The sequence below is a fragment of the Shewanella insulae genome, assembly GCF_009831655.1.
Lineage (GTDB): Bacteria > Pseudomonadota > Gammaproteobacteria > Enterobacterales > Shewanellaceae > Shewanella > Shewanella insulae.
Genome location: NZ_WRPA01000029.1, coordinates 1 through 23396 on the forward strand (window position 1 = coordinate 1; position 23396 = coordinate 23396).

General features: G+C 50.0%; 22 protein-coding genes. 14 read left to right on the plus strand and 8 right to left on the minus strand.

Translation table 11 applies throughout. The annotated features are described in order from the left end of the window. The 5 genes from GNT65_RS20030 to hemC form a co-directional block, all read right to left on the minus strand. On the minus strand, positions 1-1437 hold a 1437-nt coding region (locus GNT65_RS20030), incomplete at its 3' end, for a retention module-containing protein (protein WP_160798935.1). 290 nt (positions 1438-1727) lie between these two features. After that, the gene (locus GNT65_RS20035; RefSeq protein WP_160798936.1) at positions 1728-2894 is read right to left on the minus strand and encodes a heme biosynthesis HemY N-terminal domain-containing protein; all 1167 of its coding nucleotides are present in this window, start codon (positions 2892-2894) and stop codon (positions 1728-1730) included. After that, entirely contained in the window at positions 2891-4033 is a 1143-nt protein-coding gene (locus GNT65_RS20040) for a uroporphyrinogen-III C-methyltransferase (RefSeq protein WP_160798937.1), read from the minus strand. The genes GNT65_RS20035 and GNT65_RS20040 overlap by 4 nt, the downstream gene beginning before the upstream one ends. Positions 4034-4087: 54 nt before the next feature. Beyond that, the gene (locus GNT65_RS20045; RefSeq protein WP_160798938.1) at positions 4088-4819 is read right to left on the minus strand and encodes a uroporphyrinogen-III synthase; all 732 of its coding nucleotides are present in this window, start codon (positions 4817-4819) and stop codon (positions 4088-4090) included. Between the two features lie 3 nt (positions 4820-4822). After that, on the minus strand, positions 4823-5752 hold the full coding sequence (gene hemC, locus GNT65_RS20050; protein ID WP_160798939.1) for a hydroxymethylbilane synthase: 930 nt from the start codon (positions 5750-5752) through the stop codon (positions 4823-4825). A gap of 210 nt (positions 5753-5962) precedes the next feature. On the opposite strand from hemC, the gene GNT65_RS20055 reads away from it, so the two are divergent. Further along, on the plus strand, positions 5963-8383 hold the full coding sequence (locus tag GNT65_RS20055) for a class I adenylate cyclase (RefSeq protein WP_160798966.1): 2421 nt from the start codon (positions 5963-5965) through the stop codon (positions 8381-8383). Positions 8384-8390: 7 nt separating this feature from the next. Here GNT65_RS20055 and cyaY read toward each other — a convergent pair whose 3' ends face one another. Further along, complete coding sequence (gene cyaY, locus GNT65_RS20060; protein ID WP_160798940.1) at positions 8391-8723, minus strand: iron donor protein CyaY; 333 nt, start codon at positions 8721-8723, stop codon at positions 8391-8393. A gap of 544 nt (positions 8724-9267) precedes the next feature. Between cyaY and lptM the strand changes: the two genes are divergently transcribed. From lptM to GNT65_RS20100, 8 genes are all read left to right on the plus strand, one after another. Next, on the plus strand, positions 9268-9423 hold the full coding sequence (gene lptM / locus GNT65_RS20065) for an LPS translocon maturation chaperone LptM (RefSeq protein WP_239896197.1): 156 nt from the start codon (positions 9268-9270) through the stop codon (positions 9421-9423). A gap of 5 nt (positions 9424-9428) precedes the next feature. Beyond that, positions 9429-10673 (plus strand): diaminopimelate decarboxylase, encoded by a 1245-nt coding sequence (gene lysA / locus GNT65_RS20070; RefSeq protein ID WP_160798942.1) that lies wholly within the window; start codon positions 9429-9431, stop codon positions 10671-10673. A gap of 37 nt (positions 10674-10710) precedes the next feature. After that, complete coding sequence (gene dapF / locus GNT65_RS20075; RefSeq protein ID WP_160798943.1) at positions 10711-11550, plus strand: diaminopimelate epimerase; 840 nt, start codon at positions 10711-10713, stop codon at positions 11548-11550. Next, positions 11547-12185 carry a DUF484 family protein gene (locus tag GNT65_RS20080; RefSeq protein WP_160798944.1) on the plus strand — a complete coding sequence of 213 codons (639 nt, stop codon included), beginning with the start codon at positions 11547-11549 and terminating at the stop codon, positions 12183-12185. The genes dapF and GNT65_RS20080 overlap by 4 nt, the downstream gene beginning before the upstream one ends. 7 nt (positions 12186-12192) lie before the next feature. Beyond that, positions 12193-13086 (plus strand): tyrosine recombinase XerC, encoded by an 894-nt coding sequence (gene xerC / locus GNT65_RS20085; RefSeq protein WP_160798945.1) that lies wholly within the window; start codon positions 12193-12195, stop codon positions 13084-13086. Further along, the gene (locus tag GNT65_RS20090) at positions 13079-13798 is read left to right on the plus strand and encodes an HAD-IA family hydrolase (protein WP_181006387.1); all 720 of its coding nucleotides are present in this window, start codon (positions 13079-13081) and stop codon (positions 13796-13798) included. Before xerC ends, GNT65_RS20090 begins: the two co-directional genes overlap by 8 nt. A 136-nt stretch (positions 13799-13934) precedes the next feature. After that, entirely contained in the window at positions 13935-14399 is a 465-nt protein-coding gene (locus tag GNT65_RS20095) for an Sbal_3080 family lipoprotein (protein WP_160798946.1), read from the plus strand. A 132-nt stretch (positions 14400-14531) separates the two neighbouring features. Then, positions 14532-15107, plus strand: coding sequence for a HupE/UreJ family protein (locus GNT65_RS20100; protein ID WP_160798947.1), 576 nt, complete (start codon positions 14532-14534; stop codon positions 15105-15107). A 96-nt stretch (positions 15108-15203) separates the two neighbouring features. Here the strand turns inward: GNT65_RS20100 and ric are convergent, their stop codons facing one another. Further along, positions 15204-15920, minus strand: coding sequence for an iron-sulfur cluster repair di-iron protein (gene ric / locus GNT65_RS20105; protein WP_160798948.1), 717 nt, complete (start codon positions 15918-15920; stop codon positions 15204-15206). 417 nt (positions 15921-16337) lie between these two features. Between ric and GNT65_RS20110 the strand changes: the two genes are divergently transcribed. The 3 genes from GNT65_RS20110 (at position 16338) to GNT65_RS20120 (ending at position 19395) form a co-directional block, all read left to right on the plus strand. Then, positions 16338-17612 carry a tyrosine-type recombinase/integrase gene (locus GNT65_RS20110; RefSeq protein WP_219822480.1) on the plus strand — a complete coding sequence of 425 codons (1275 nt, stop codon included), beginning with the start codon at positions 16338-16340 and terminating at the stop codon, positions 17610-17612. A gap of 170 nt (positions 17613-17782) precedes the next feature. Then, positions 17783-18061, plus strand: a complete 279-nt coding sequence (locus GNT65_RS20115; RefSeq protein ID WP_160798949.1) for a helix-turn-helix domain-containing protein — start codon at positions 17783-17785, stop codon at positions 18059-18061. Beyond that, positions 18061-19395, plus strand: a complete 1335-nt coding sequence (locus tag GNT65_RS20120) for a type II toxin-antitoxin system HipA family toxin (RefSeq protein ID WP_160798950.1) — start codon at positions 18061-18063, stop codon at positions 19393-19395. The genes GNT65_RS20115 and GNT65_RS20120 overlap by 1 nt, the downstream gene beginning before the upstream one ends. Before the next feature lie 34 nt (positions 19396-19429). Here GNT65_RS20120 and GNT65_RS20125 read toward each other — a convergent pair whose 3' ends face one another. Continuing rightward, the gene (locus GNT65_RS20125; protein ID WP_160798951.1) at positions 19430-20314 is read right to left on the minus strand and encodes a hypothetical protein; all 885 of its coding nucleotides are present in this window, start codon (positions 20312-20314) and stop codon (positions 19430-19432) included. A gap of 230 nt (positions 20315-20544) precedes the next feature. Here GNT65_RS20125 and GNT65_RS20130 point away from each other — a divergent pair, with 230 nt between their 5' ends. Together GNT65_RS20130 and GNT65_RS20135 are read left to right on the plus strand one after the other, a co-directional pair. After that, the gene (locus tag GNT65_RS20130) at positions 20545-22116 is read left to right on the plus strand and encodes a type I restriction-modification system subunit M (RefSeq protein WP_160798952.1); all 1572 of its coding nucleotides are present in this window, start codon (positions 20545-20547) and stop codon (positions 22114-22116) included. Then, complete coding sequence (locus tag GNT65_RS20135) at positions 22113-23318, plus strand: restriction endonuclease subunit S (RefSeq protein ID WP_160798953.1); 1206 nt, start codon at positions 22113-22115, stop codon at positions 23316-23318. Before GNT65_RS20130 ends, GNT65_RS20135 begins: the two co-directional genes overlap by 4 nt. Positions 23319-23396: the final 78 nt, after the last annotated feature.

Consider the following 23396-nt stretch of genomic DNA (forward strand, 5'->3'; position numbering starts at 1 on the left):
GAGATCGCCACCACTCCAGCTGATGTCATCGTTATACACCTCGGTGACGCTGTGGGTGTTGTTGACATCCACGTCGGTGAAGCTGAGTGCGCCGCTGTCGGTGAGGTTAGGATTGCTGGCATCTTCCACCACGCCGCCGCTGGCATCCACGGTGAGTACCGGCAGGTCATTGGTGCCTGTGATGGTAATGGTCAGCGGCACGAGTACCGAGTCGCCGTCGCCATCGGTTAGTAGGTAGTTGAAGGTTTCGGTTATCTGCTGTCCCAGTGCGAGTGACTGTATTTCATTAGATCCGTTGTTCAGTTGATAGCTATAGCTGCCATCGGCAAACAGGGTGAGTACCCCGAACTGGCCTTGAATACTGTTTGTCACACTCAAATTAATGGAGGTACCCTGGCTGTTGGTTACGGCCGTTACCTGAGCGGAGTCGGCACCTAAGGTGTCGTTGATAAGTAAGTTACCGCTCGCCACTGTGGCGGTATCTTCGGTGACGCTGTTGCTATCGGCGAGTCCTTCTGGTTGGTCGTCGATGATATTGAGAGTGATGGTTCCGTTGGCGATGGCGCCTTGATTATCAATGAGTTCAATATTAAAGAGAAGTTGGATCTGGTCGTTATTGCTGTGGTCGGCGGCGTTATTGAAGCTAAAGTCGTAGGTGAATTGACCCGATGCGCTATCAAAGCCCGTGATGGTGAGAATGCCGTTAGGTGTATTGATCACTATTGGACCGGCGAACTGACCAGCGTTAATGATGTTAATGCCATTTATGGTCAGGCTGCTGATGCCTTCATCTGCCGCGGTTTGAATAGTGTCTGCAATGCTCGTTAATAGGGCTGAAGGAGAGCTACCTTGCGCAAGATTGGCTTCAAACAGCGAGAAGGTCGCAGAGGAAACCGTGGGCGCATTCGGCTGAAGTTCGGGAATGATCTCCTCTTCAACCGTGGTATCTGGTGTAGCGGTGAAGCCTGTGGTGTCCCAGCCAGCATCGGCGAGTGTTTCGTCACCGGTTCTGCCGACGGAAACGAAGTCGGAGCCTCCTTCGTTACCTGTTGTGCCTGCACCAGCTGCAGTTTCAGGTAGCCCCTGGGTTGGATCGTCGCCGGCCAAGATCTGGGCCTGTAGTGCGGCGATCTCCGGATCTAAGGCAACGGGTGTCTCGGCTAGTGGCTCGACCTCGCTACCTTGTGCCTGGCTGTCGTCGTTGCTCACCGTTGTGTCTTGATTAAGTGTCTCTTGTATCAAGTTGGCTTGAGTTGACGAAGAGCCATCTTCATATTCAAGATTAAACTTAACATTGGGTGAAAATATAAGTTGCTCCCCGGCATGGATCAGGTCGCCTATTTTTACCTCTCTGATATTTCCTTGTTCATCTTTAACCTTGAGTTCGCCTACAAGGTTAACAACTACTGCATCCTGTGTTGTGATTGAAGCACCCATAATCATTTCTCGCTCTACAAAGAGTAAAATCAAGAGCAAAAGAGTTCTGTTTTGCGCTTGCTATTGGTATATCCACGTGGTTTATCCCTTTAAGTGTGGTTGGCATTAAATAGCTGTCAAATAGCGGCAATTAAGGAAAAAATGGGGCGAAATAGTGTGTTTTTGTAAAAATACAACTAATTAATTGTTTTAATGCGGGTTATATGTAAGGAAGCTGATTGGGAGCATTTTTATAAACAAAAAACCACCAGTAAAGGTGGTTTCTTAGTTAAAAACAGTATAAAAAAGCGTCAAAATATTGCCGCTTTTCGGTAATTCTGCAGTGCTTGGTTCTGTTCTCCCAGGTGTTCGCAGGCCTCGGCCAGCGCCAGCCAGCGCTGTTTAGTGGGGGATTGCAGGCAGACTTTAGACCACCATTTCTGAGATTCTCTGAACTCCTTGCTCTGATCGTACAGTGCGGCGATACAGGCCTGGTATTCGGTTTGCTCACCAAGTTTCTTTTCAAGTTCAAAAAGTTGCTTTCTAGCATCAAGATCGGCTGGGGTCAGTATCTGGGGCAATGCGGCGAAGATTGCCTGACTCGGCTGTTGTTTCGTTTGTTTCATCAGGAGTTTGATTGCCTCCTCTCTACGCTCGAATTTAGCCAAGCCCAGGGCATATTGTGCAATAAACTCGGTTTGCTTGCGTTCTGCGCGGCTAAGCCAGTGCCAGGCCTTTTCTAACGCCTGTTCATTTTGATCTGCTGCCTGCTTAAGCAGTGCCAGGTTGACCTCGGCGTTGAGCTGTTGATGCTCTGTTTCATCTATGATTCCGCGCTTCCTAACGATGGGAAGCAGAAGCTTGAGTGCAGACCAATCCTCTTGAGCACGGTAGAGATCGAGTGCCAATCCTAATACCGGGGGCTTGCTCTTGCTGGTTGGATTGAGCTCGTCTAACAGGGCGCGCGCCTGAGTGAGTTCCCCCTGCTGTAACAGGTATCTTACTCTGGTTGTGAGTACCGCCTTGTAGGCCGTAGGATCTTTGGCTGCCTCGCTGAGGTAATGATCGCGGGCGTCATGATCTTTTCTGTGCTGGGCGGCTCGGGCGGCAGCCAACAGGTTCAAAGCCGGGATCTCGCCTTTATCTGCGCCTCTGGCCATCGCCTTCTCGGCGGTAGACCAATCCTCTTCGGCCAGGGCCAAGGCGCCCGTGAGGGTATGCTTTCTTGCGGCCTTACGGCGCCATTTCTCCGGCAGCAGTCGGCTGTTTAGGACCAAGTTTATAGTCCAGACGATCAGCATCTCGAGCAGTACCAGGGTGACGTAAAACATGACTGCGGCAAATAGCGCGAATACCAGGCTGGTTTCCAGTTCATAGTCGCCGATGGCGATATAGATATAGCCTTTTAGCCAAGAGAGATAGGGGCTGGCTATTAAGCCTATGATGACGATTATCAGGTAGATCAAGGCCCTTATCATAGCGAAGCCCCCCGATCTTTAATCAGGCCACCATGGGTGACCAATTGCTGTAGCAGAGGCGTCGCGGCAAATTGCTCTATTGTCGGTGACTGAATCTCCAGAGTGGCCAAGGCGTCTAGCGCGGCCAGAGTCTGTTCAGTTTTATTGTCGCCAAGATCGAAATATTGGAAAATCCATTTTCTTGCCAGTGTCACCGACTGACGGTAGTTCACCTGATCCTGACGGAAGAGGGCCAGTTGGGCCTGTAGGAGTTTGTTGCGAATATTTTCAACCAGATACCACTGTTGATCCGGCGCCAGTAGCGGTGCGGGGTCTGTGGTGCGTTTGCGTATGATGACAAATTCTTCGATGAGTGCCTGCCAGGACTTGGCTAGATTTGTCTGCCAGTCATCGATAGATTCGGTGACTTGCAGTGAATCATCTTTAGCGTTGATCTTGGACTCGCTACGATTGACCTTGAGTTTCGGCAGACGCTCTATGATGGTATCCAGGCTGAGTACGGTGCCGGCGACATCGGTACTCTTGATGGCGGCGACATCACTCATGTCTCGCGCCAAGGCCTTACGGATAGGCGTAAGCGACGGATCTTTCATGGTTTCGATGCGATCGTCGGCAGCTTCCAGCAGGCTAAGCGCCGTCTGGGGATCTTTCTCTAGCCAAAGTTTATTGCCTGCCATTCTGACCAGGTATTTGGCTTCCTCCGCCATCCAGTGGTTAGGGTTGCGCTGTGCCAGCTTGTTGACCTGATCCTGCACCTCACCCTGCTTGGCTTGTAGCTGGGCAAGCTTTTGATCAAATTGATTTTCTGCCGTGCGTTGCTGCTGCTCTAAATGGGTGATGCGGGTACGTGGATCGTCCAACCCCTGTTGCAGTTGTTTGGTCAGAGCGGCCGTTTTTTCTTTTTGCTGCGTTAGCTCCTGATACAGGTAGAAGCCACCGGTTGCCGTGGCAAACAGGAGCAGCAGAATAAATACCAGATTAAAGAGGAATCCCCAGGAAACCCCACCGCCAGACGAAGCAGGCTTGGCCTCCTGGGATGCCGTCGAGTTGGCCTGTGGCGTCTCGGTAAAGGTCGCATCCATAGACTCATCGTGCTCTGTGGTGGCGACCGCTTTGCTCTCTTGGGTATTTTTGTCCATTTAGGCAGATCCTTGAAGACGAGGCGACATCGGCGAGCAGCTGAGTAAGAAGGTTTAGTCCTGTAAACCTAAGGCTGTGAGTACTGCGTCGCGGTTTGCTGCTTTTGCATTGGTGACCCGTATAAACCCTGCCGCAATGGCTTGGTCATAGACACGAGCGCTGGGCACTATAATATGACATGCGTGCAGCCAAGCAAATAACTCTTTGGGTACAAGTGTAATTAGATTAGCCAGAATTTCACCACTGGTAATCACTATGGTGTCAATTGCTTGCTCGCGCCATTCGTAGGGCGTGTGGGGGGCGAGCTGCGGGCAGGCACGGCGATAGACTTCCCAGTAGTCGACCTTGGCGCCTCGCTCTGTCAGTGAGCTGGCCAAGGCTTCCCGGCCGCCGACTCCCCGGACTATGGTGATCTGTTGGCCTTTTATGGCTTGCAGTTGAGCTAAAGTGAGTAGGCCTTCGGTTTGCTGACAAGACTCTGGGGCCTTTGTGGCTGCAATGCCCTTGTCTTGAAGGGCGCAATAGGTTGCCTGACCGACCGCAAAATATTGCTTATCCTTCGGCCATTCTGATGACAAGGCGATATCGGCATATTCTACCGCATTAGTGCTGATAAAAATGATGATATCAGACTGATAAAAAAGCTTTTTCTTGTGCTCATGATCGGCAGCGTTGTTAGCGACTACCTGTAGCAAAGGCGCTATGGTGAAAGGCACTTCACGCTGTGCAAGTGCCTCGGCCATAGACTGATTGCGCCCTTCTGGGCGCGTCAGTAGTAGCTTCATTTTTTACTTGGCGTATACCGCATCTAAAATGGCTTTGGCGCCCTTAGATAGCAGCTCATCGGCCAGAGCAATACCCAGCTGCTCCGCATCTTGCTTGGAGCCACTGGTGGCGCCGCGGATCACTTGGCTACCGTCTGGGTTACCTACCAGGCCGCGCAGCGACAGAATGTCACCGTCGATTTCGGCGTAGGCACCGATAGGCACCTGGCAGCCACCCTCAAGGCGAGTGTTCATGGCGCGCTCGGCGATGACACGGTAGCGAGTTTCGGTATGTTCTAGGGGGGCCAAGAGTGCCTTGACGCGTTCATCATCGGTGCGACACTCGATACCCACGGCGCCTTGGCCATTAGCGGGGAGTGAGTCCTCTGCCGAGATAAAGCTGGCAATACGCTCCTCGAGTTTGAGACGTTTCAGGCCGGCGGCAGCCAGAATGATGGCGTCATAGTTGCCGGCATCTAGCTTAGCCAGGCGAGTACCTACGTTGCCACGCAGATCGCGAATTTCGAGATCCGGGCGTGCCGCGCGGATCTGGCATTGGCGTCTCAGGCTTGAGGTGCCGACGATGGCGCCTTGTGGTAACTCTTCGATGTTCTTATAGGTATTTGAGACGAAGGCATCGCGCGGATCTTCACGCTCGCAGATCACCTGCAGTCCCAGGCCTTCGGGGAAATCTACCGGCACATCTTTCATCGAGTGCACGGCGATATCGGCCTTGCCTTCTAGCATGGCAACTTCTAACTCTTTAACGAACAAGCCTTTACCACCCACCTTTGCCAATGGTGTGTCTAGGATGACATCTCCTTTGGTGCTCATGGGTAGGAGCTCGACGACCAATCCCTCATGGGCTTTTTCTAGTTCGGCTTTAACAAATTCAGCTTGCCACATTGCCAGTGGACTTTTACGTGTAGCGATACGAATGACGTTTTGAGACATGCTCGATATTCCATCAGAGGCCATAGTTGCGCTAATGCTAACATTGCTAATTGCTATATGTAAGAAATGGCTGTCGATTCTTTGAAGTTCACCCGTTTAGCGTTTTTGCCGCTTGAGGAAAAAGTGTGATCTAGCTCTCATATACTTGCTGTTTCCGTCTAAGCTGTTAGCATGCTTATAGGTAAGCTAAATGGACTAGGTTGCTTGAAATTGAAAGAGCAAGAGCATTTTATCGCCACGGCGGAACGCTTAAACAAAGTGCGTTTAGCACGTGCGCTTGCCATCTTGACGCCTCTGCAGCGTCATCTGATGCAGCTGATCCCTGTGCTGTTTCACTATCACCGTAGTGACTTTCCCGGCTACAACGGCCCCATGACGCCCAGCGGCGTGTTCGAGTATTTCCCCAGCGACGATGCCCTAGAGGCTTGCCGCACCCTAGGGCTTAACGAACCCCAGGTGATACATCAGCAGCAGAGTGCACTCTATGGCGTCTATACCATGGGTAGCACCGCCAGCTTTGGTCAAAATCCTAAGAGTGATATAGACGTCTGGTTGGTGTATGACCCGACTCTGGCTGACGACGAAGTTGCCTCCCTACAGGAAAAATCCCTGCTGTTAACGGCCTGGTTTGGACAGCATGATCTCGAAGTTAATATCTATCTGGTTCATCCCAAACAGTTTCTCTTCAGTGCTGATGCTGGTGAGTTTCAGACCGCGAGCCTGGGCTGTGAAAACAGTGGCAGTGTGCAACACTGGTTGCTGCTAGAAGAATTTTATCGCAGTCATATCTGTCTCGGTGGTAAGCGGGTCGCCTGGTGGCCTGGGGCCGAGGCGATAGAGAGCCACCTCTTCTTGGGTGATGTGAGAAACTTGCCCGCCAGTGAGTACTTCGGAGCCTCATTATGGCAGCTCTACAAGGGATTGGATAAGCCCCACAAGGCGCTACTCAAGGTTATGCTGCTGGAGGCTTACGCCAGTGACTATCCCCAGAGTAACCTAGTGACTACCCAAGTGTGGCAACGCACCCTGGCGGGGGATTTCTCGGCATTCAACGATGCCTATTTCCTCCTGTATCAATCGATCGAACACTACCTGGAACACAAGAATGATAAGCGGCGTCTGGAGATCGTACGCCGCTGTTTTTATTTGAAATGTGGCATCAGGCTGACGGTTGCAGAGCATCCAAAAGATTGGCGCTACTATAAGTTGCAGTCGCTGGTGACGCGGTGGGGCTGGTCAGATAATTTGCTGCGCACCTTAGATCAATGTGCTAATTGGCATTGTGGCCAGTTGCAGTGGTTTAACGAGCAGCTCAATGAACTGATGCTTGGCAGCTATCAGACGCTGTTACAATTTGCCTCGGCCAACAAGTTGAGTGATAGCCTGAAGATCTCCGAGCTGGGCCTGCTAACGCGTAAGCTACATACCTATTTTAGCGAAGATGACAAGCAGATCATCAGCCTCAACCGACTCTGGACCCGTTCGGTAGCCGAGGCGCACCTCACGGTGATCTACAGCCGTAATAGCAAGGAATATTATCTCTATCGTTGTACTCCCGAGTCGAAGAACTTCATGGGTAATCGTGCGGTATTCCACTCCCATAGTAAGGCTAAGTTATTGATTTGGGCCAGTCTAAACGGCGTGTCGACCGCCCAGACCCAGTGGTATGCCTTCGGTGAAGGGAAAGGCCAGGATAAGGCGCTTACTAAGGCGGCTAAGCGTCTGCCAACTATCATGTCGGAGCGTCGCTGGCGGGCATCCAAACTGGATCTGTGTCAGCCATGGCATTTTCGCCAGCTACTGTTTCTCATCAACTTTAATCGAGACGAGACACTTCAGTGGCGGGGACAGGAGATCATCTTCGACTACATGAATGCCAACATCTTCTCCATGGGACGTCACCACAAGAATATGGTGCAGTCGCTGGATGTCATCTGCCAAAATAGCTGGGGAGAGTGGCATTGTCATCATTTTGAGGGTAATGAGGCCATCTTAGATGCCCTGGTCTATATCACCCCAGGGATGCAGAGGGCAACCCAGCAGGTGAAGGTGGATGTGGTAAGCTGCTCCAGCCGGCTCAGTACTCAGATCGAGCGTGCAGTCAGCCAGCTGGTTCAACGGGCGAATCGTATGTGTACCAAGGCAAAAACCTCCTCAACCATGGTGCACCCCTTGCAGGCGGGCGGGATAAAATATGGCTTGTTTTTCAACTCTAAAGGCATGGTGTATCAGGATCTGAGTGAGTCAACGGCCTTCTACCAACGACTCTCTAAACTGCGTATGCTGGAACTACCGCGACCTGATCTCGGTAACGAGCCCTTCAGTAAGATCCCCGAAGTCATTCAAGATTTTGCCGCCGTTGGCGCGATTCAATACTTCTTACGCCCAGGCAAGGAGGGGATAGATGTGTTTGTGCTGGATGAGAAAAATGAGCTGAATCATTATGTACAGCCAGGTAGTAACCTAGAGGAGCTGGTGAGTCAGGTGAGTCATCATCATGCCTTTGCCGACTCTTACCTGGATAAGGAACGCTTTAATCTACCGCAGTTCTTCCGTTTGGTCAGAGTCGATGGCCGACTGCAGGCGCAGCCCTTTGGGGTCAATGCCGACGAGGCAGCCATCGAGTTTTAACGCCGCCTTACAGGGTCAGTTCGATGCCGCCCTGACGCAGGATAGAGGCGAGCACGAAGGGCATGAATTCGCCAGCATCGCCACGCTCATCTAGCCATTTACCCTCGACGTAAGAGAAGTGGTATCCACCAAACTGTGTCGCCACCCAGATCTGATGCAGGGGCTCTTGCTTATTGATGACTATCTTTGATTTGTCCTGAAACTCAAGTTGCAGGACATTGCCTGAGGCATCGATGTCGATATCGGCATCTTGTTCATCGATTGCGTTCTCTATGGCATCTTCAAGTGCGGTAAACATTTCGTCGGCGAGTTGGTGATACTCTGAATCTGTCATTGCCATCTGGGCATCCTTCAGTGGAGTGGATTGTTGCAGAGCCCACATAGTAATACCAAATTTACCAAATATCTAACTTTGGCCGGGCAGGCGTGATGTTGAGGTTTTTCGTCGCTCGTCGGTGTCGTACTCTGCTTGGCGTAAAGGAGTGTGACGGTGCGGGCCCGCGAATGAATAAAAATATTCATATTCGGTTTTTTTAGGCTGGGTTAAGCTTGACGTTTTAGTCCTATCTCTGCAAACATCAGACAGACTCGATATTGGTCGTACGCGGGCGCGCCGGGCTAAGGGCAAGGGGTTAGTTTGATGGTGATGACGAGAGATTTTGCCTAGCAGGGATTTCGTTTGTCCGGGTGATGCCTGAAATATGAAATATAGATTTTTATGGGCTTTAGCGGGGATTTATCCTGTTTGGGGTAAAAATCATCTTTTTCTCTCCCGCTAGCCTAGATAATGCGTACAATCATGAGAAACATGATGAAAAAGGTACGGAGCCCATTGGCTACCGTGTGTGATCCCCTCGAAACTGGAATGTCTGATGTTGAATAAGATGAAACCGATTTTACTTATGTTGTTGGCGAGTGTGGTGCTGAGTGCCTGTGGGCAGAAGGGACCTCTATATAAATCGCCAGCGCAGGAAGACAACCAGAAGGCGCAGGTGGAACAGCCCACACCTGCAACCGAGCAGAATAACAAAAAGGATTAAGCCCAGTGGATCACTTTCTCTATCAACAAGATGAACTCTATGCCGAGCAGTGTGCCGTCGCCTCGCTCGCGAAAACCTATGGCACGCCGCTCTATGTCTATTCGCGCGCGACCCTAGAGCGCCACTGGCATGCCTTTGACAATGCGGTTGCCGACCATCCTCATATGATCTGCTATGCGGTAAAGGCCAACTCAAATCTGGCGGTGCTGAATGTTTTAGCCCGTCTAGGCAGTGGTTTCGATATCGTCTCCGGCGGCGAGTTGGCAAGAGTATTAGAAGCCGGTGGTGAGGCGAGTAAGGTGGTCTTCTCTGGCGTCGGCAAGACAGTGACCGAGATGGAGATGGCCCTGGAGGCGGGGATCTACTGTTTCAATGTCGAGTCGGCCGCCGAGCTTGAGCAGCTGAACCAGGTTGCCCTGAGGCTGGGCAAAGTTGCGCCGGTTTCACTTAGGGTGAACCCGGATGTGGACGCCGGCACACACCCTTATATCTCGACCGGCTTGAAAGAGAACAAGTTTGGTATCGCCATGGAGGAAGCTGAGGCAATCTTCCTGCGGGCAAATGAACTGCCAGGCCTGGCGGTGAAGGGGGCCGATTGCCATATTGGCTCGCAGCTGACCGAGTTGCAGCCTTTCCTCGATGCCATGGATCGCATGTTAGCCCTCATCGACCGTCTTGCAGACCAAGGAGTGAAGATTGCGCACCTGGATGTGGGTGGCGGCCTGGGCGTGACCTATGATGGAGAGCAGCCGCCAGAGCCAAGTGCCTATGCCAGCGCGCTGTTGGCCAAACTGGCGGGACGCGATCTTAAACTCATCTTCGAGCCGGGCCGTGCCATCGCCGCCAATGCCGGTATCTTCGTGACTCAGGTGCTCTACCTGAAAGAGAACGCAGAGAAGAATTTTGCCCTGGTCGACGGTGCGATGAATGACCTTATTCGTCCTTCCCTGTATAGCGCCTGGCAGAAGATCATCCCAGTGATCCCACGCCCAGGCGAGACCCGCGATTATGACGTTGTGGGCCCTGTGTGTGAGACGGGGGACTTCTTAGGCAAAGACAGGGCACTTAACATTGCCGCTAACGATCTGCTGGCGGTACGCTCGTCGGGTGCCTATGGCTTTACCATGGCATCAAATTATAACTCTCGCCCCCGCGCCGCCGAGGTGATGGTGGATGGCGATCGTCATTATTTGGTGAGAGAGCGAGAAAAAGTCGCGCAATTGTGGCAAGGTGAACAACTCCTCCCTTAAGCAGGGCGGGCCGGTTACTTTTTGAAGGAAAACACTTTTGATCCATTTCACCAAGATGCACGGTTTAGGCAATGACTTTATGGTGGTCGATGGCGTGACGCAGAACGTCTATTTCTCGCCTGAGCAGATAAAGCGCTTAGCGGATCGCAACTTCGGCATCGGTTTCGATCAACTCCTGTTGGTGGAGCCGCCCTATGATCCTGATCTGGATTTTCACTATCGCATCTTCAATGCAGATGGCAGCGAGGTCGAGCAGTGTGGCAATGGCGCCCGCTGTTTTGCCCGTTTTGTTAAGAGTAAGGGGCTGATCCATAAGCAGAAAATCAAGGTCAGTACCTCTTCAGGCAAGATGACGTTGCGCCTTGAGCGTGACGGTAGTGTCACGGTCAACATGGGGATACCTGTGCTCGAGCCGAGCCGCATCCCCTTTAACGCCAAGAAGACTGAGAAGACCTATCTGCTGCAGGCCCAGCTGCCCGAGGGCATGCAGACCTTCCTATGTGGCGCCGTATCTATGGGGAATCCCCATTGCGTGCTCGAGGTCGATGACGTGGCCAATGCCGATGTGGAACAGATAGGCGCCCTACTCACCAAGCATGAACGCTTTCCCAAAGGGGTGAACGTAGGTTTCATGCAGGTGATCGATGCAAATCATATTAAACTGAGAGTCTATGAGCGCGGTGCGGCCGAAACCTTGGCCTGTGGCAGCGGTGCCTGTGCGGCCGTGGCCGTGGGCCAACTGCAAGGCAAGCTCGCCAGACGCGTGCGGGTCGACCTTCCCGGTGGTAGTTTAACCATCAACTGGGAAGGCGAGGGTAAGCCCCTATGGATGACGGGGCCTGCCGAACATGTATACGATGGACAGATACAGCAATGAATGATGCGATGAACAAAAAAGCCGAGTTGCCCTTCGATGAAGTCTTGATCCGCGAGTATCTGCTGGATAATCCCGATTTCTTCGCCCGCTATCCTGAATTGCTGTTGGCGATGCGGATCCCCCACGAGCAGCGTGGCGCAGTCTCTCTGGTGGAACGTCGTCAGGAGATGCTGAGGGCCAGGGTGACTCAGCTGGAGGAGGAGATCACCTCCTTGTTGGCCATGGCCTCGCGTAATGAACAGATCTATATGTTCAACACCTCCCTATCGCTGAAGCTGTTGCAGGCCGAAGATCTCGGTGACCTGAGACAGATACTGTCGAGCGAGTTACAGAAGCAGTTTCAGTTTACCCATGTCCGCTTGATCACAGTCCATGATATCGACAGTGAACTGTCGAATATCTGGAGTGAGCGCCTGAAACAGGGCTACTACTTCGGCCGCCTGACTCAGAACGAGTCCAAGCGCCTGTTTGGCTGCGAGGTGGGCTCTGTGGCGTTGTCCCGCCTGTCACAGCAGTGTGGCCAGGTGATCTTTGCCATCGCCAGCCAAGACCCAATGCATTTCCATCCTGAAATGGATAACCTCCTGCTGGATCAGCTAAAACAGTTACTCGACCACCTGCTACCTAAGCTGTGAGACAGTGATGACAGCCGACTGGGTGAAGGAATTTGTCTCTTATCTGGTAAGCGAGCGCCAGCTCTCTTCCCACACGGTCAGAAACTATCGCTTCGAACTTGACCGGGTTGGCGAACTCCTTCCCGAGGGTTGTACCTGGGCAGAAGCCACCGACGAACAGCTACAAGCCGTACTCAATAAACTGCACCGCAAGGGGCTGGGGCCTCGCTCCATCGCCCTGACGCTGTCGGCCCTCAAGCAGTTTTGTCACTATCTGCTGCAAGAGGGCTATATCAGCAAAGATCCCTGTATCAACCTCAGCGCCCCCAAACAGCAAAAGCCCCTGCCTAAGAACATGGATCTCGATTCTGTGACCCATCTTCTGTCTATCGAGGGGGACGACCCGCTGGCGCTGCGAGACAAGGCGATCATGGAGCTGTTCTACTCTTCCGGCCTGCGTCTGGCTGAGCTGGCGGCATTGGATACCCGAGATATCGCCAGCGGCGAGCATCAGGTGAAGGTCATGGGTAAGGGCAGCAAGGAGCGTATCGTGCCCATCGGCAGCATGGCGCTGCAAGCCATCGACGACTGGCTCAAGGTGCGCTCGACCCTGCCCTGTGAAGACGATGCCCTGTTTGTCACCGCCAAGGGCAAGCGCCTTGCCCATAGGAGCATACAGGCCAGGCTAAACAAGTGGGGCCAGATGCAGGGGTTAAATGCCCGTGTGCACCCCCATAAGCTGCGCCACTCCTTCGCGACCCATATGCTGGAATCCAGTGCCGATCTCAGGGCGGTGCAGGAGCTGCTGGGCCATGCGAATCTGTCCACCACTCAGGTCTACACCAGTCTGGACTTTCAACATCTCGCCAAGGTCTATGACGGTGCCCACCCCAGGGCGAAGAAGCGAGGTGGCAATGGTTAGTGTGGCGATAGGTCTGCGACCCTTTAAGGCGATCAGCTTCGACTTAGACGATACCCTGTATGACAATCGTCCTATCATCATGGCCGCCGAGCAGCGCCTGCTAAGCTATTTGGCTGAAAAGCATCCATTGACCCAAGATTGGGGCCTGGATGATTGGCAGGCATTGAAGCGCAGTCTGATAAGACAATGCCCAAGTCTGGCTCACGACACCTCGGCGGCGCGCCTGGTGACCCTGGAGCATGGGTTTATAGCATTAGGTTACGGCAAGACACAGGCAGGTGACGCGGCGCAGCAGGCCCTGGCTTACTTTGTCGAGCAGCGATCCGATTTTACCGTCGCGCCCGAGGTGATCGCCAAGCTCTCTCGTCTGTCACAGCACTATCCCTTGGTTGGCATCACCAACGGCAATGTCGATGCCCAGCGAATAGGGCTAGGTGAGGTGCTGGAGTTTGTCCTGCATCCCGGCAATGGCACGCGTATGAAGCCCTATCCCGACATGTTCTATCAGGCCTGCCAACGGCTACATATAGGTTGTAATCAACTCTTGCACCTTGGCGACAGCTTTAAGGCCGACGTTCAAGGGGCACGCCGAGCGGGGTGTCAATCTGCCTGGCTGAATCCTGCCTTCGATAGAGAGCCTGGTGAGCCTGGATTGGGCTGTTTGCCCCATATCACCATTACCTCATTGTCTGACTTGTCATTCCTTATTTGATCGTCGTTATTGGTAACACTTTTTGCTGATTAAAGTTGTGCTGGTTTGAGCTTTATCTGTATCATATCTCTCCAACAAAAAATTAACATTTATACACGTGTTCGGTGATTTACAAGAAATATTGACAGGGAATTCCATGAAAAATGTATTGATAGTTTTTGCCGTATTAATGATGACAACCGCCTGCTCGATAAAACAGAGAGTCGACCCTGTTCAGGTGAGTCGTTCCGATGAAGTTTGTATTCAAAAGAATCCAGATGTGCGTCATGGTTTTCTTGATGAAGTCGAAAAAGTTTTGACCGAGAAACAAATCAAATATCGTGTATTAGATCAATTAGATGCAAGTCATCAATGCGAGTGGACTGCAACTTATACCGCTAATTGGGCTTGGGATTTGGCTTTATATATGGTGTATGCCGAAATTAAAATTTTCCATCAGGGACGCCTTGATGGGGAGGCTATATATGATGCACGTATGGGCGGGGCCAATATGAATAAGTTTATCGATGCGGAGCCCAAAATTAGGGAGCTTATCGAAGAACTGATAAGGCAGAAACAAGCTTCGTTGATTTGGTCTCCCATGCAGCAAGTTGCCATCTAATCTTTGTAAGGCTCCCTAATTGGGAGCTTTTTTGTAATGTGACAATTAATGCGTTTTTTTGCGTTGTATCACATCTCCCAGTAATTTTTTAACCTATTGTCAGCGCTCATATTTCAAGGATAGAGAGGACTTATGCGAACAAGGTTACTTCCCCTGTTACTATTGGCGTGGACGACGCCTGTTTTTGCCCATGGGATCACCCATGGTGCGGGCTTCATGACCGGCTTTAATCATCCCGTGCTTGGCTTAGATCATCTGCTTGCCATGTTGAGTGTGGGTCTGTTGAGTACCCAGCTGGGTGGACGAGCGATCTGGACGGTACCGTTGGCCTTCATGGGCTTCATGTTAGTCGGTGGCATCCTGGGACTCTACGGTGTGGCATTGCCCTTGGTTGAGCTGGGGATCGCTCTGTCAGTCTTGCTGCTCGGTTTGGCCATCGCCTTGGGCAAGCATATTCCGCTGCTGCTCGCCATGGGGTTTGTGGGACTTTTTGCCATCTTTCATGGCCATGCCCACGGCGCCGAGATGCCGACCTTAGCTAGCCCTGTGCTCTATGCGCTTGGCTTCCTCACGGGAACCGCTGTGATTCATCTGCTCGGGGTGGCGCTCGGCATCATAATGCAGCAGCTGAGCCGTAAGTTGCCGCTGCTTCGCCTCAGTGGCGGTGTGATCGCCTTGGTCGGTGGTTATCTGATCGTCGGCGTCTAGCCCGCCGTTTGGACAGGGGCGCTGGTTGCTGCGCCCCTTTCTTGCCAGGTTTTAAATCGCTAATTGTTAAATAGCTATGTTTTAAATAGCTATGTTTTAAATAGCCAGGGCCTTTGGGAAGAGGATGTTGTTCTCGATATGTATGTGTTGCTGCAGATCGGCGACAAACTCTTTCAGGCTGGCGTAGCAGATACGCCAGGTGGTGCAGGCGTGGGCTGGCGGCGTGAAGTCGTTAGTGAGGGCTCTCAGGCGCTCGACAATCTCGCTGGCCTCATCATGTTCATGCTCCATGGCATTGATGGGGTTGCCTATGTGACCGAAACAGCCGCTTACCTGCTGGCCAGCGGCCATGGCGCGGATAGCGGGGAAGAGGATCTGCTCCTCCTTCATCAGGTGGGGCATGAGATCTTCTATCAGGGCCCGTACCCAACCGGCAAAGGGTTTTATCTCGTCATAATGCTCGCCATGGGCGCGCACCATCTTCTGGCTATATTCGATGAGTAGTGGCGCCTTCTCACGAACATAGTCGTGGTGCGTCTCCTCGACGTAGTCGATCAGCTCGCCCAAGGGTAGCTGATTCAGGCTATCTTCCTGCATTCCTTCAGCCTTCACGGCCTGGAGCGCCGCCTCTACCTCGACGAGTGCGATGCCCGCCCGATCACAGGCCTTTGCCAGGGTGCGCTTGCCGCCACAGCAGAAATCGATACCAAATTGGCTAAATACATGGGCACGGCGAAAGTCGCCAGCCACTAAGCTGCCAACCGTCTCGTCGGCAAATTCTGAGGCCAGTGGGGACTGTGTAGATAAAGACATGGTGACTCCAATCTTAAAGCTGTATCTTAGATGTGTGTTTTGATGGTAGAGAGGTTGCCGATTAAATTCAACATAAACTTGAGTAATTTAGTCGGGATTGTTGGTTTAGTTGAGGCAGATCATGATCTATGCGCTAAGTCGTGAGCTTAAGAAGAGGAGTAGCTCGAAGGGGCGTATAGCGAAGCGGGAGATGGAGCGGCTTAAAGCAAAACGGGCTCACCATTGCTGGGGAGCCCGTTCAATACAGCTGACTAAGAAGTTCTTAGTTCATGCCATAGACTGCATTTTGTTGTTTTCAGTGGTATTCGGAAGTATCTGTTAAATATGAATTCTCTTTATATATCAATGACTAGGTTCACGGTTTTGTCTTCGTAGGTATTGGCTTGTTTTGGTTGCTATGGTTAGATGGGGGTACATATGGGGGTACATGGAATTGAGCCATTTGCCCGAGAACGTGAGCTTAAAACGATGTTGTATGAAACCACTTTGCGGGCTTTAGTTGGCAAACCTCAATCAAAAGTTAAAGAGCTAACAGATGGTAAAGGGCTCGGAGTTCGAATCTCTAAGCTTGGCAAGTTAAGCTTTCAGTTCCGCTATAAGATCAGTGGAAAAAGCAAGCGAATGGATTTAGGTGGCTATCCTGAGTTGTCATTGAGGCAGGCAAGGGACTTAACCGAAGAGTGTCGCTCATGGTTAGCCGAAGGGCATGATCCGAAAGTTAAGCGCAGTATGGGGCGTGAGAAGAGCTTAGCCCCTGTTACTGTTGAACAGGCGCTTGATTATTGGATAGAGAACTACGCTAGAGAAAATCGTAAACATGTTGAAAGAATCATCGTCCAATTTAAACGTCATATTTACCCCTATATAGGGCATTTTCCGCTGGAGCAAACAGAGACAAGGCATTGGATTGAATGCTTTGATCGTATACGGCGTGGAGTAAAGGGTAAGCGAAAGCCTGCGCCAGTCGCAGCAGGGCAAATATTACAAAATGCCAAACAAGCCTTAAGGTTTTGTCGGGTTAGGCGCTTTGCGGTCAGCCGTGAGTTAGATGACTTGATTGCCTCTGATGTTGGTCAAAAACAACGGCAGAAAGATAGGGTGTTATCAGATATTGAGATGTATGACCTAATGCGCTCAATTCAAAATGGCAAAGGCGCGTTTTATATGCGTTATTTGTGTCAGCTTTTGCTCGTGTTTGGGGCCAGAACCCAAGAGTTGCGTTTATCAACCTTTGATGAGTGGGATCTGGAGCGTGAGCTGTGGACAGTGCCTAAAGCTCATAGCAAAACCAATAAGATCATAATTCGACCCATACCCGCTAAAGTGAAGCCTATCATTGAATTTTTGTATAAACGTCATGGTGATTCAGGCTATCTATTAGGTGAATTGAAAAGTTGTGAGACGGTGAGCTGCTCCGGTGGGCTCATTTATAAGCGATTAAAACATAAAGAATCATGGTCGCTACATGATTTACGCCGAACCTTTACAACCAAGCTTAATGATCTTGGTGTAGCTCCGTATGTTGTCGAGCAGCTGTTAGGCCATTCATTAGGTGGGGTGATGGCCATTTACAATCGTAGCCAATATTTACCTGAAAAACTCGCCGCCTTAAATATGTGGTGTGAGTGGTTAGAACTGTTGGTTAATCCCGCCGATAACGTGGTGCTTATCAATACAGCCAAGACAGGTTAACTCAACATTTTGTGTCAGCGGGTAAGCTTCACCTGTTATAGCGTGTAAAACATGATTTAACGGTTGTAGCGTGTAATTTATTTTTTAACGGCTACAGCGTGTAAAACTTGATTTACCTGCTACAGCGTGTAGATTGGTTGGTGATCTTAGTATTGAGTGAAGGGTGTAAGATGAAGGTGACGACCTCAAAGCAGTTAAGCAATTATCTAAAAGACACGCGTTTGTCTATGAAGCTGTCACAAAGCAAAGTGGCTAACAAAGTGGGTATCAGGCAAGACACAGTGTCTAGCTTTGAGCAAAATCCAGATTCTACTAAGTTAGAGACGCTGTTTAAGCTGCTATCATCACTTAACCTTGAGCTAGAGGTTAAGCCTAGAGCCTCTCAAAACGATTCTTCTGATCCTAGCGGTACTCTATCAAGCAACATTGATTGGAAAGAGGATTGGTGATGGCGGTATTAGACGTTTATATGAACGGTTATCGGGTGGGAGAGTTTACCAAGACATCCACGGGTGCCCATCACTTTAAGTATGATGAGGGATGGCTGAAATTAGCTGGGAGTCGTCCCATATCGTTGTCTATGCCGCTGCGTCATCAAGCCTATAAAGGTGATGAGGTATATAACTTTTTTGATAACTTGCTTCCCGATAATCCCGATGTGCGTAATCGCATTGTTGCTCGTCATAAGGCTGCTTCATCACAGCCTTTTGACTTACTGGCTAAAATTGGTCAAGACAGTGTTGGTGCGCTGCAACTAGTCTCTCATGGGCAAGCGCCCCATAACGTTAAGCAGATAGACTATAAGCCGCTTTCAGATGCCGCCCTAGAACAGGTATTGAAAGGCTATATGTCTGGCATACCGTTAGGCATGCTACGGGAGCAAGATGACTTTAGAATCTCAATAGCGGGCGCACAGGAAAAAACCGCACTGCTATATGCTAACGGGCAATGGTGCTTGCCTATTCACGCCACGCCAACCACACATATTATTAAACTACCTATAGGCACCATAAAGAGCCATTCATACACTATTGATATGTCAGATAGCGTGGAAAACGAGTATCTGTGTATGAAGGTCGCAGAGGCGTTTGGTCTAGCGGTGGCACAATGCCACATCATGCATGTTGGAGATATTAAGGCGCTCGTAGTTGAACGGTTCGATAGGCGCTATGCCTCAGATGCCAGCTGGATCATGCGTTTGCCTCAAGAGGATTTTTGTCAGGTGCTCAATGTGCCACCAGCCAAAAAGTATGAGAGTGATGGTGGCCCAGATATTCAGGCCGTCATGACTGAGTTATTGGGTTCAACCAACTCTGCTCGTGACCGATACGACTTCATGAAAGCCCAAGTGCTGTTTTGGCTATTAGGGGCTATTGATGGGCATGCTAAAAACTTCTCTGTTTTTATTGAGGCTGGTGGCGGTTATCGCCTAACGCCTTTCTATGACATTCTATCCATCTATCCCGCCATTGGTGGCAAAGGGCTTAACATACGTGATGCTAAGCTGGCGATGTCGCTAAAAGCCAGCAAGGGTAAAAAGACTCAGCTGGATAAAATATTTCCAAGGCATTTTATTCAAACGGCCAAAGCCGTTGGTTTTGATACAGACTCCATGGCCAATATCATGATAGAGATGGCAGACGTTCTCGATTTCGTCATTATGAAGGTCAAAGCAGAGCTTCCCGAAGGCTTCCCAGACCATATTCGAGACGCGATATTAGATGGCTTAAAGGCACGGGGAGCACGTATGACCGTTGATAATATCTGGCAGGCTTGCGGTTAAACCAAGCACTACACGCCTATTTTGCCGCTTATATTTAGTAAACCACGCCATAGTGCTTCGAGGCGCAGCCATAGCAAACAAGGGCGTCGGTCTCGAAGTCAACAAATGAGGCTAAACCCATAGCTTCACCCTCATCGCAAACCGCCTCGCAGTGGTAACAAGGGGTGGGGTATTTTTGCTCTCTCTCAAGCTTAAGCCTTAATGCATTCACCTCGTCGGGTGTTGCACTCAGCGGTAGGGTGTCGATGACCCGATCGTAGGTATAGCATTCATAGGGCAGCGGCCAAGCTGTAGAGCGCACATAGAACTTGATTTGATCTTCGTCTTTAAACACGCTCACAGCGTCACCAGTGCGAGATATACGATCGACTAAGTCAGTATCAAAAGTTTGCTTAAAAGTGGCTAAGCATGGCTGGTGGGCGTTTTGTTTATTTGCACGGGCGTTAGTTTCAGCGCAGCAACAGGCATCATCATTACAAAGTTCGGCGGCCACCAGCCGACGACAGTGTCGACAAATGACAAACTGTTGCGATTCATCGAGGCGACGATAGAGCGCGTTAAAGGTGTGCCCTAGCTGTTTTAGGTTTGGGGTGCGCTTGGTGTATATGGTCTTGTGGTCACAGCCTGTGGCGTTGTGGATATGCGCGGTCAGCGTAAACCGTTCTGGTAGCAGCTCAATGGAGTACAGCACCTGCTTAGTGATGGGGCGGTTGATGCTGTCAGTAAGGCTGAGGAGGGCGTTCAGCTCATGTGACCAATTCTTAGTGGCTATGTCGCAAGTGAAGTCTGGTTTAACGTAATATTCTTTAAAAGACAGCACCGATGACAAGCGCGTGATTAACGTCTTATCACCACTTACGCTAATGGCGTTTTGCGCGAGCAGCGAGCGTACTGTTGGGATCACATCGGCCTTCATCATCACCACTCCTGTTAGCTATGTTGGTTTGACTACGACTAAGCATGGCTTATCAAATCAATTTGTTATGCGCTTGCCATATTGCCGCATCATTGGTGATGTTAACGCGGTAAAAAATAATGGGAATCTCATTCTTGTATCTTTTTGATCTCGCGATGATTAACTCAAGGCGTATTGTGTATAATCGATGCCATTATCGGTTTATAACACCCCACTTTTTATATTGAGTCATCATGGTTGAACAACATCAACAAGAGCTAAAAAAGCAGCTTTGGAACATCGCTAACACCTTACGTGGCAACATGTCTGCCGACGATTTTCGTGACTACATCTTAGGGCTCATTTTCTACAAGTACCTGTCTGATAAGCTCAATAGCTATGCTGATACCCTACTTAAGCAAGATGGCTTTAGCTTCGCGACCATCGATGAAAACACGCCTGATGGTCAAGAGATATTAGATGCCGTTAAAGATGAAACCCTCGATAATCTAGGCTATTTCTTTAAGCCGTCCGAGCTGTTTCATGTAATCGCTGAGCGTGGCGAAGCTGGTAAGTTTATTCTCGATGATGTTACTAAGGTGCTTAACCATATTGAGCAAAGCACCATGGGGGCTGAGAGTGCCGATGACTTTAATGGTCTGTTTGACGAGCTGGATTTAACCTCAAACAAGCTAGGCAAGACACCTACTGCGCGTAATAAGTTGATTGCTCAGGTGTTAATACACCTTGATAACATTGACTTTCACCTTGAAAACAGCGAAATAGACATTCTTGGTGATGCCTATGAATACCTTATCGGCATGTTTGCTAGTGGAGCAGGCAAAAAGGCGGGTGAGTTCTATACCCCGCAAATGGTTTCTAAGCTATTGGCTAAGCTGGTGACACTTGATAACCCTGTAGTTAAGTCCGTTTACGATCCTACCTGTGGTTCGGGTTCTTTACTGTTACGCGTGGCCAAAGAGGCCCAAAATCAAGACATCAAATACTATGGTCAAGAGCGCAACCCAAGTACATACAACTTAGCGCGCATGAATATGATCATGCACGGTGTGCACTACTCTCGCTTCGATATTCAAAACGACGACACCCTAGAAACACCCTTGCATTTTGATGAGCGTTTCGATGCGGTAGTGGCCAACCCACCATTCTCCGCCGACTGGTCTGCCAGCCCTCTGCACCTTAATAACGACCGCTTTGCCGACTATGGCAAGCTAGCGCCAAAAGGTAAGGCCGATTTTGCCTTTGTGCAGCATATGGTTCATCAGCTTAACGATAACGGCACCATGGCCGTGGTATTGCCCCATGGCGTGTTGTTCCGTGGGGCTGCTGAGGGCCATATTCGTCAGCACCTCATAAAAGAGAAAAACTATCTCGATATGGTCATAGGGCTGCCAGCCAATATCTTTTTTGGCACCTCAATTCCCACCTGTATCTTGGTCTTGAAAAAGCGCCGTAAGGCAGAGGACAACGTGCTCTTTATCGATGCCAGCAATCATTTTGAAAAGGGCACTAACAATAACATTATGCGCGAGGAGGACTTACAGCGCATTCTCGATGCCGTAGTTAAGCGTGAGAGCATTGACAAGTTTGCTTTTGTAGCCAGCCAGAAAGATTTAGGCGATAACGACTATAACCTCAATATCCCCCGCTATGTCGATACCTTTGAAGAGGAAGAGCTGGTGGATTTGGCAAAGGTGGCTAAGCAGTTGGTGGACAATGATAAAGCGATGCTACAGACCGATAAGACCATCGCCGATTTCTGCAAAGAGTTGGGCATTGATACGCCGTTTGAGGTGAAGGAATGAGACAAAGCACTGAGCCCCAATTACGCTTTCCAGAGTTCAAGGATTGCTTTCAAAAAGTGAGGCTGGGGAAGGTAACCCTCAAAGTTGGAAGTGGAAGCACCCCCAAAGGAGGTGCGTCATCTTATGTCTCTGAAGGGATACCTTTAATACGGAGTCAAAATGTTAAAGATGGGTATTTAGATCTAACAGATACAGCAAAAATTGATTTTGCGACCCACTCGAAAATGAAAGGAAGTCATGTTTATTCTCACGACGTTTTATTAAACATTACAGGAGCCTCAATAGGACGTTCTTGTATAGTTCCTAGCTCTTTTGTTGAAGGCAATGTTAATCAGCATGTTTGTATAATTAGGTCAAAAGAAGAACTTCTACATTACCGTTACCTTAACCAGTTTCTAAACTCTAAATATGGTCAAAGACAAATTGATATATCTCAGGCTGGCGGAGGAAGAGAGGGGCTAAATTTTGAGGCTATTAAAGGTTTTGTGCTTCCTGTAATCAGTCACAAAGAACAACAAAAAATCGCCGATTTTCTCACCGCTGTCGATAGCAAAATCAGCCAGCTAACGGAAAAACACCGCCTGCTTAAAGCCTACAAAAAGGGCGTGATGCAGCAGCTGTTTAGCCAGAAAATCCGCTTTAAAGATGACGAGGGTAAGGCATTCCCTGAGTGGTGCGTTGAGCGTATAGGTAAATATTTAGAGCCTTATAAAGAGCTTGTTTCAGTCGATACTAAAATTCCAGTGTTAACATCTTCTAGAACAGGGCTGTACCCCCAAGAACGCGCAGTTATAAATGAAGGTGACTACGGCGTCGTCCCGCTAGGTTACTTTACCTATCGTCATATGAGTGACGATTTAGTCTTTAAATTTAATGTGAACCGTTTGTGGGATAAGGGGGCGGTAAGCAAGGAGTACCCAGTATTCAAAACTGTAGGTATGGACAGCTACTTTTTAGAGCTTCAGTTAAACGAAGGCAATGACTTCAAGCGCTTTGCTATCCAGCAAAAGCAAGGTGGAACACGTACTCGTTTATATTTTAAAAATCTTAAAGAACTAAAGCTGAATTTACCCAGCCTAAAAGAACAGCAAAAAATAGCTCAGTGTTTACAAGCTCTCGATAAGAAAATCGATGCGGTCGCTGAACAAATCGAGCAAACCAAGCTGTTTAAGAAAGGCTTGCTGCAACAGATGTTTGTGTAATTTATGCGCAAAGTCCGGACCTCGTTAGTGAGAGTCCGGAGTTCCGTAATTTATGTCCGGAGTTCATCGAGGGAGGTC